6 protein-coding genes and 1 tRNA gene are annotated in these 6,903 nt (G+C 67.7%); 2 read left to right on the top strand and 5 right to left on the bottom strand.

All coding sequences use genetic code 11. From position 1 onward, the window contains the following. Nucleotides 1-8 precede the first annotated feature (8 nt). A complete protein-coding gene (locus L0P92_RS21060) occupies nucleotides 9-1,292 on the top strand; it encodes an MFS transporter (protein WP_234764352.1) in 1,284 nt (427 codons plus the stop codon). 268 nt (nucleotides 1,293-1,560) lie between these two features. On the opposite strand, the gene L0P92_RS21055 is transcribed toward L0P92_RS21060, so the two are convergent. The 4 genes from L0P92_RS21055 to L0P92_RS21040 all read right to left on the bottom strand — a co-directional run bounded on the left by L0P92_RS21055 (nucleotide 1,561) and on the right by L0P92_RS21040 (nucleotide 4,981). Further along, nucleotides 1,561-1,633, bottom strand: a tRNA-Arg gene (locus tag L0P92_RS21055). A 240-nt stretch (nucleotides 1,634-1,873) separates the two neighbouring features. Continuing rightward, a complete protein-coding gene (locus tag L0P92_RS21050; RefSeq protein ID WP_234764349.1) occupies nucleotides 1,874-3,397 on the bottom strand; it encodes a hypothetical protein in 1,524 nt (507 codons plus the stop codon). After that, complete coding sequence (locus tag L0P92_RS21045) at nucleotides 3,394-4,320, bottom strand: hypothetical protein (protein ID WP_234764348.1); 927 nt, start codon at nucleotides 4,318-4,320, stop codon at nucleotides 3,394-3,396. The genes L0P92_RS21050 and L0P92_RS21045 overlap by 4 nt, the downstream gene beginning before the upstream one ends. 226 nt (nucleotides 4,321-4,546) lie before the next feature. Continuing rightward, on the bottom strand, nucleotides 4,547-4,981 hold the full coding sequence (locus tag L0P92_RS21040; protein WP_234764347.1) for a hypothetical protein: 435 nt from the start codon (nucleotides 4,979-4,981) through the stop codon (nucleotides 4,547-4,549). A 611-nt stretch (nucleotides 4,982-5,592) separates the two neighbouring features. On the opposite strand from L0P92_RS21040, the gene L0P92_RS21035 reads away from it, so the two are divergent. Beyond that, nucleotides 5,593-5,922, top strand: a complete 330-nt coding sequence (locus L0P92_RS21035) for a helix-turn-helix domain-containing protein (RefSeq protein ID WP_234764346.1) — start codon at nucleotides 5,593-5,595, stop codon at nucleotides 5,920-5,922. A gap of 222 nt (nucleotides 5,923-6,144) precedes the next feature. On the opposite strand, the gene L0P92_RS21030 is transcribed toward L0P92_RS21035, so the two are convergent. Continuing rightward, nucleotides 6,145-6,753 (bottom strand): hypothetical protein, encoded by a 609-nt coding sequence (locus tag L0P92_RS21030; protein ID WP_234764345.1) that lies wholly within the window; start codon nucleotides 6,751-6,753, stop codon nucleotides 6,145-6,147. Nucleotides 6,754-6,903: the final 150 nt, after the last annotated feature.

Here is a 6,903-nt window from a genome sequence, read left to right as displayed (position 1 = left end):
GTTCCCGCATGCCTGCACCCATGCCCCCGCTCTCGTCCCCGCCTCCCGCGGCTGTCGCGGACGCCCCGCCCGAGCAGACCGTGTCCGGCCCCGGCCACCGGCTTCGCCTCACGCTGCTGATGGCCGGTGCCTGTCTGCCCATCCTGGGCGCCGTGCTCATCGCCCCCGTCCTGCCGCAGATGCAGGACCACTTCGCCGACGTGCCGGGCGTCGACGCGCTCGTCCCCATGGCCCTGACCATCCCCGCCCTCTCCCTGGCACTGCTGGCCCCCTTCGCCGGCGTCCTCGTCGACCGGCTCGGCCGCAAACGCCTGCTCATCGTCTCGACCGTGCTGTACGCGATCCTCGGCACCGCCCCCCTGTGGCTGGACTCCCTCGGCGCCATCGTCGCCAGCCGCGCCCTCGTCGGTGTCGCCGAAGCCGCCATCATGACCTGCAGCACCACGCTGATCGGCGACTACTACTCCGGCCGGCAACGCGACCGCTACCTCGCGATGCAGACGATGTGCGCCTCGATCTCCGCGACGGCCTTCTTCGTGCTGGGCGGCGCGGCCGGATCGGCCGGCTGGCGCGCACCGTTCTGGGCCTACGCCGTGAGCCTGCTGCTCGCCCCGGCCATGGCCGCCTTCCTGCCCCGGCCCCGACCGGCCGACCTCGCGGACGAGCCCTCCCCCACCGCCTCGGAACCGATGGCCAAGCGGCCCTTCCCCTGGCGTCCGCTGGCCGGCACCTGCGCGCTGACCCTCTTCGGCGCCGTCCTCTTCTACACCGTCCAGGTGGAGATGGCGTTCCTCCTGAACGACATGGATGTGACCGACCCCGGCGTGATCGGACTGGCCACAGCAGGCTCCAGCGCCGCGGTCGTGATCGGCGCCGTCGTCTTCACCAAGGCCGGCCGCAGCCCGCGAGCCTGGCTGCCCACCGCCTTCGGCCTGAGCGCCCTCGGCTTCGCGGTGATCTGGCTCGCCCCCGACCCCGTCGTACTCACCATCGGTGCCGTGATCAACTGCCTCGGCAGCGGCATCATGCTGCCGAGCCTGCTCACCCTCGCCATGGCCAAGCTCCACTACGCCGACCGCGGTCGCGGCACCGGCCTGTGGACGGGCTCCTTCTTCCTCGGCCAGTTCATCTGCCCGCTCGTGGTCCTCGCGCTCACCTCCGCCGCCGGCACCCTGGCGAACGCCCTGGGCGTACTCGCCCTCGCCGGCGCCGTCGCCACCGCCGCACTCGGCCTCGCCGCCCGTCGCCGCCGGACGGCCTCTCCGGAACCGATCCAGCAGACGGCGGGCTGACCTGCCACGACGCCGATCCAGCACGAAAGCCACACACCCGTGGCGATCGGCATCGCGGTTTCCCCCGCGATGCCGATCGCCACGCGTTCCACCGGAGAAACGAAAGTGACGATGGCGCGGAATGGTCGTCCGTGCGGCTGTTGTGCTGTCGTACGGACGTGGAGTGAGTCATAGCACGCACCGCTCACGCAAACGGCCCCGGACGAGGAGCCCGAGGCCGAGTAAACGCCCCCCGGGGAGAAACCCGGGTCAGAGCGGTAACGCGTTGTGCCCCCGGCAGGATTCGAACCTGCGACACCCGCTTTAGGAGAGCGGTGCTCTATCCCCTGAGCTACGAAGGCGGGGATCTGTCTGAAAACGTGTCTGAAATTAGTGCCCAGATGATGCGGGCGTCAGACGCGTTCCCAGCAGTGGTGTGGTGGCAGGGCTTGCCTGCAGCTGTGCCACCGCCCACAGTGTAGCGGCTGGCGCTGCGACCGCTGGAAGGTTGGTCATCTTGGCCGCGGGTGGCAGGTCAGATCGGGCTGACGGCTTCGGTGTGGGAGGCTCCGGGGCGGGCGTCAGCCCTCGGGGGGATGAGGTCAGGCAGCGAGGCCGAACGGCCTCTGGCCCAGGGCCCGGGTGATGGAGTTGTTGACCCAGGCGTAGCCGATATAGATCAGCAGGCCGGCGTTGGCGCCGTAGGCGGGGACGCGCTCGTGTGGGTAGGCCTGGTCGAAGCGGGAATGGTTCGACTCGCTGTCCTGCCGGAATCCCAGAAGTCGGCGACCGGCGGGTGTGTTGGGTGGGATTTGTCTCAGATGTTCGGCCCGGTTGAAGCGCTGCTTTTTACTGGACGGATCGATTTCACGGTCCTCTTTGGTTTCATCCACGCGAATACGCAACTCGTGGTCGCCGCGAGAGCAGGGGATGACGAGGCGGTGATAGAAGCGGCTCTTCTTCTGCTTTCGGCGTTCCAGCTCTTCGACGGCAAGGGGCGTGTAGTAGGTCTCGCCGTCCACGGTCAAGTGGCGCTCGCAAACCCGTCCCTCTGCGGTGTAGAGGTCATGGCTGCACTTCTCATCTTTTCCGTAGCGCTTTTCGTAACGCTGCAGAGAGTGAGGCTCCAGCCCGCCGTGCTGGCGGGTGAAAACGACGATTCCGTCCGCAATCAAAGGGGCTCGATGGACACCACGCAAGGCGGTGTCGTACGTGAATGCACGCACACCGGGCGCCTTGCTCAGAAGGTGATGCATGAGCCGGACTACGGCAGTGCCTTCGTCTTCCCGTTCAGGGTCGCGGCTTTTCGTCTTGTGGCGGATGGATTCCAGCGCAAGGATGACTCGGCTGTGGGGGGTGCGGGCCACTCGGACGGCGAGGGAGAGAAACTTGTTTCCGTAAACTCTCCGGCCCCCGCCTTCGGTGGTGTAGCTGGCATCTGGGTCCACCCGATGGCGCCGTTTCTCGCCCGTTGTTTTGTCCACGGTGACGTGCTGGGTTTGCTTTGAGGGTGGTTTGGCAACTGTTGCGTCACCGTGGATAACCTGGTCGCGCTCGGGACGGATCCAGCTTCCGCGTGACCTTGATTCCGCCATCATTCCCATGTCGAGAGCTTGGCGGATCCATAGTTCCCGGCTTGCGTCACGAACGGCAGCCATATGCGTTTTGAGGTGGTTCTTGAAGAAGTAGTTCCATTGACTCAGGCTGGGGCCGGTCTGTTTTAGGGAATCTGCTTCCTCGGGCCCCATGTGCTTGCGTACGGCTTCGCGCACCGGGTTCCACCAGAGATCGCGTTGGAGATGGCGTGCTGTGCTGCGGGCCGAGCCGAAGACAGAAATTGCGCAGAGGAAGATGAAGTAGATGTAGGGCGGGTATCCCGGCGGGCGCCCGACGCTGCCGGGTTCCCGGGCGGGCAGTGTCTGCCGGACCGCCTCGAACAGGTCGGGGTTGCTCAGGAGGTACTCGAAGCGTTCGTCGATTGCGAGCGGGGGTGCCTGTGGGCCTGGCTGAGGCGCGGGGTCCGAGGCGGAACCGAAGACGTCGTCGGGGATCGGGCCCACCAGCCAGTCGTGGGCCTTGGTGGTCTTCCCCTTGGTTCGACGGGAGCGTTTCTTGGTCGTGGTCACGCCACCTCACCGCCGTCGCCCTCGCCGTTCCATCGGTGGCCGGCGAGCGCGGCGGCGGCGTCGAGGGAGGACAGCCCTAGGCGGCGGGCGACCTCGGAGAGCTGGCCGGTTTCGTAGAAGAGGGCGCGGGCGACGTAGCGGGTGACGTCCTTGGGTTCGATCCTGCGGTCACGGGTGGCGAGCCCGCTGCGTCGGGCGATGTCGCCGAATCCGGAGCAGACGCTGGCCTGTGAGCGGTATGCCGATGAAGCCGCAGTGACCAAGCGTGGCGGTGGTCCTGCTTCCGTGTTGCGCAGGAGGTGGGTGCGGCGCAGCCACAGCACCTGTACACCCCACTCGTCGAGGCGGCAGCAGCGGCCGCGTGTTCGTGTGGCGCCGTTTGTCCACACCTCGGCTTCGGTGAGGTCGAGGTCGTCCGTTGTCGCGGCGGCGATCTCCGCGGTGTGCAGCCCGGCCAGGAGCAGGGCCAAGAGTGCGGCATGGCGAGTGGCAGGCATACCGCGTTCCGCTTGGAAGCGGAGCAACTGTACGTCCTGGTCGGTCAGTTCGGTTCCGCGCTTGCGGGGGCTCCGGGGAATCGGCGGAAGATCGACGAGCGGGGCCGCTTTGGTCAGTCCGAGCGCCCGTGCCTCTGCGAAGAGCGCCTCGAGGGCGGAGCGGCGCTGGCGACGGGTGCCACCGGCCGGGTTGAGGATGATGCCCTGATGGCGGTCATGACCAGGCGCATCGATGAAGTGCGAGGCGAGCTGGGCGGAGACGTCGTCCAGGTACGTCACGCCCTGCGCCTCGGCGAAGCGCATGAGGCGTTCGACGATCTGGGTGTAGAGGATGACGGTCTCGAGGCTGAGTTCGCCGACTGCGGCGCGTTGCCGCCAGACGCGGGCGACGGACAGGAGAGCGTTCTTGATCTTTGTTCTGGCCACGGGCACCTTCCCGTTTCCGGCCACGCGGACAGCGGCGCGGCGCAGTGTTGCGGCGAAGGGGCACGCGCCCGCTACCGTGGGCGTTGCCCCTCGCCCTGTGCGAGGGCATGCCGAAACCCCTCGAACGCGCGGCAGTGCCGCGCGCACCAGTGGTGGAGGCGGGGGTCCGGCAGTGCCACCCGGCCAAGGGATGCGGCGCTGCCGGACCTGCTGTTCTTGCGACGGCCTACGTCATCGACGGCCCCCTCAGCTTGGCGAGGATCGCGGCCAGCCCGTGGAGGTGACCGTGCAGGGAGACCATGTCCTCCGCAGACAGGCGGGCCAGGTCGGCCAGCAGGATCGGTGGGCTGAGCAGGCGGATCAGGTCCTCGTTCGTGGTCTGGGATGCCGGTGCCTCGTTGTGCGGGCGTGGTGGGGGGATGGAGCCCTCGCGCTCTGCGTTCTCGTCCGAGGCATCCAGGGGCACACCGGCTGCTACTGAGCCAGCGGCTGCCGTTCGGGACCGGGTGCGCGGCTTCGGGATGGCGGCGTTCTCGTTCCAGCGCAGGTAGCCGTCGCCCTCGGGGCGCAGCATGCCGACGGCCACCATGAGGTCGACGAGGATTTCCACCTTGCGGCGCCGCTTCTCGTCGGCGTTGGAGAGCATCATCAGCTTGCTCACGAGGCCGATCCGCAGCGCGGGGCCCTGAGCCAGGCGCCTGCTCGCGCCTCTGGCGAACCAGGACGTCTGCCACGCCTCGCGCACCGCCCGGAGGCCCTTCTCCTCGCCTGACTCCCAGGCTTCGGCCGCTCTTTCCCCCGCCTCGGTAGGCCGATAGGTGCTCCGCCCCGGAGCGCTCTCGACAAGCCCGTACGCGCGTACGAACGCAAGGACGAGCCCGCAGCGGCGAGCCGGGACTTCGGTGACGCTCTCGAGATCGCGTGCTGTGAAAGGCCCTTTGGCCGCACAGGAAGCCCGGGTGACTGCCAGATGCTCATGAGCGAGGACCCGGTCCGTCGGAAGCGGCTTTCCGGTTGGCGTCGTGGCATTCCGGCGGGTGTGCGTCACCGCCTGGCTCCTTCCTCATAGGCCCTGCTCCTCAAAGAGCCGGTGATTGCTGGCGCATGGCCGTGGGCGTTGACACTCACCCGTCCCTGCCACTTGAATAGCAGGACCCAGGGTGGGGCGCACCCTGTCGGCCGCTCCGTCACACTGTTCACGTGCCTGGAGGAAATCGACGTGCCCAAAAGCCGTGCGAATACGTCGTCGACGGCCTTTGGCCGTATGCCGTGATGGATCGCCATCTCGGGGCGCAGGTGGCCCAGGCGGTGGCCCGCGCACTCGCGGAGGCCATGGAGCGCCAGAAGATCAGCGCCAACGCGCTGGCCCAGGCGAGTGACGTCAATCGGCAGGTGATCGCCAACGTGCTGGCCGGCGTCGTGTGGCCCGATCTGCTGACGGTGGCGAATCTGGAGGGTGCTCTCGGTGAACCGCTCTGGCCCAATCACCTGGAGTGGCCGCAGGACGAGAGCGGGCGCAGGGTGCAGCCGCAGGCTGAGGGGATCGCCCGGCTGCGGGATGTGGGTACGGCGGAACGCGACGAACGCCGCCCTCGAACATAATGAGCGCTTGGGCATGACTGTTCGACCCTTCAGGGTTGAGTTGGCCGAACGCCCGGTGTGCGCCACCGGAAGCCGGTAGCGTCGAGGACGGCGACCTAAGGGCGCTGACCGCCGCCGTGTCCAGGCCAGAGGGCTACCAACCAAGAGGCCAGACGCGGTGGCGGTCGTTTGCTGTGAAGTTGTAGCTGCAGTGTCGGACTTGCAGACCGCGTCGGCTTGGGGTCAAGCAGCCTGCCAGGGGGCCGCAAGCCGGTAGAAGACCTTCTTGCCGTTGCCCTCGAGGTTGGGCCTCTCACTCTTGGCCAGCACGCCGCGCTTGCAGAGATTGTCCAGAACGCAGCGGTTTCGGCGTACGGCGTCGGCGGGTTCGCCGAGGGCCTCGGTGACTGCCCGAGCGCTCCATTCCCGCCGGCTGTCGGTCGAGATCACCTTCAGAATGATCACGGATCGCGCTCCCCCGATGAGGACGACCGGATTTCCGAGAGGGGGCTGCGGACTCTTGGGCGTACCGGTTTTGGAATCAACGGGAGGCGTCGGCGGGTTCCCTGAGTCGGGGACAACGCGCAGGTGCGGACTTGGTGACTGTGTTCGAATCGCACGAAGTTGCTGGCCCTCCCGCACGGCCGCGCGCAGGGTTTCCAGGACACGGCGGGCCTCGTCTCGATTCCCGCGGGCATTCTCGAGCTCCGCCTCAAGCTCGGCGATCGACTCGCGCAGCCGGCGCAGTTGCTCTTCGTGGGACTCGATGAGCGCGTCGCACTCGCGGAGCATCTGCTCCAGGTCCTGAGCCACCCAGTCTGCCGAGGGCAGGTGGCCTTCGAGCTGACTCATGGGAGCCACAGTAGAGGCGAGTCAGGCAGGTCGTCTGCCCATATGGCAGAGGAGAACAGACACGGTCAGACCCGGGCGGGGATAGCTGGTGCACGATCGGTATTGGGCCCAGACGGACCTGCTTCCCCTCGCCTATCACGGACACAGAGA

Source organism: Streptomyces muensis (assembly GCF_021474425.1).
Taxonomy (GTDB): Bacteria; Actinomycetota; Actinomycetes; order Streptomycetales; family Streptomycetaceae; genus Streptomyces; species Streptomyces muensis.
This window is presented reverse-complemented; position numbering and strand designations above follow the sequence as displayed.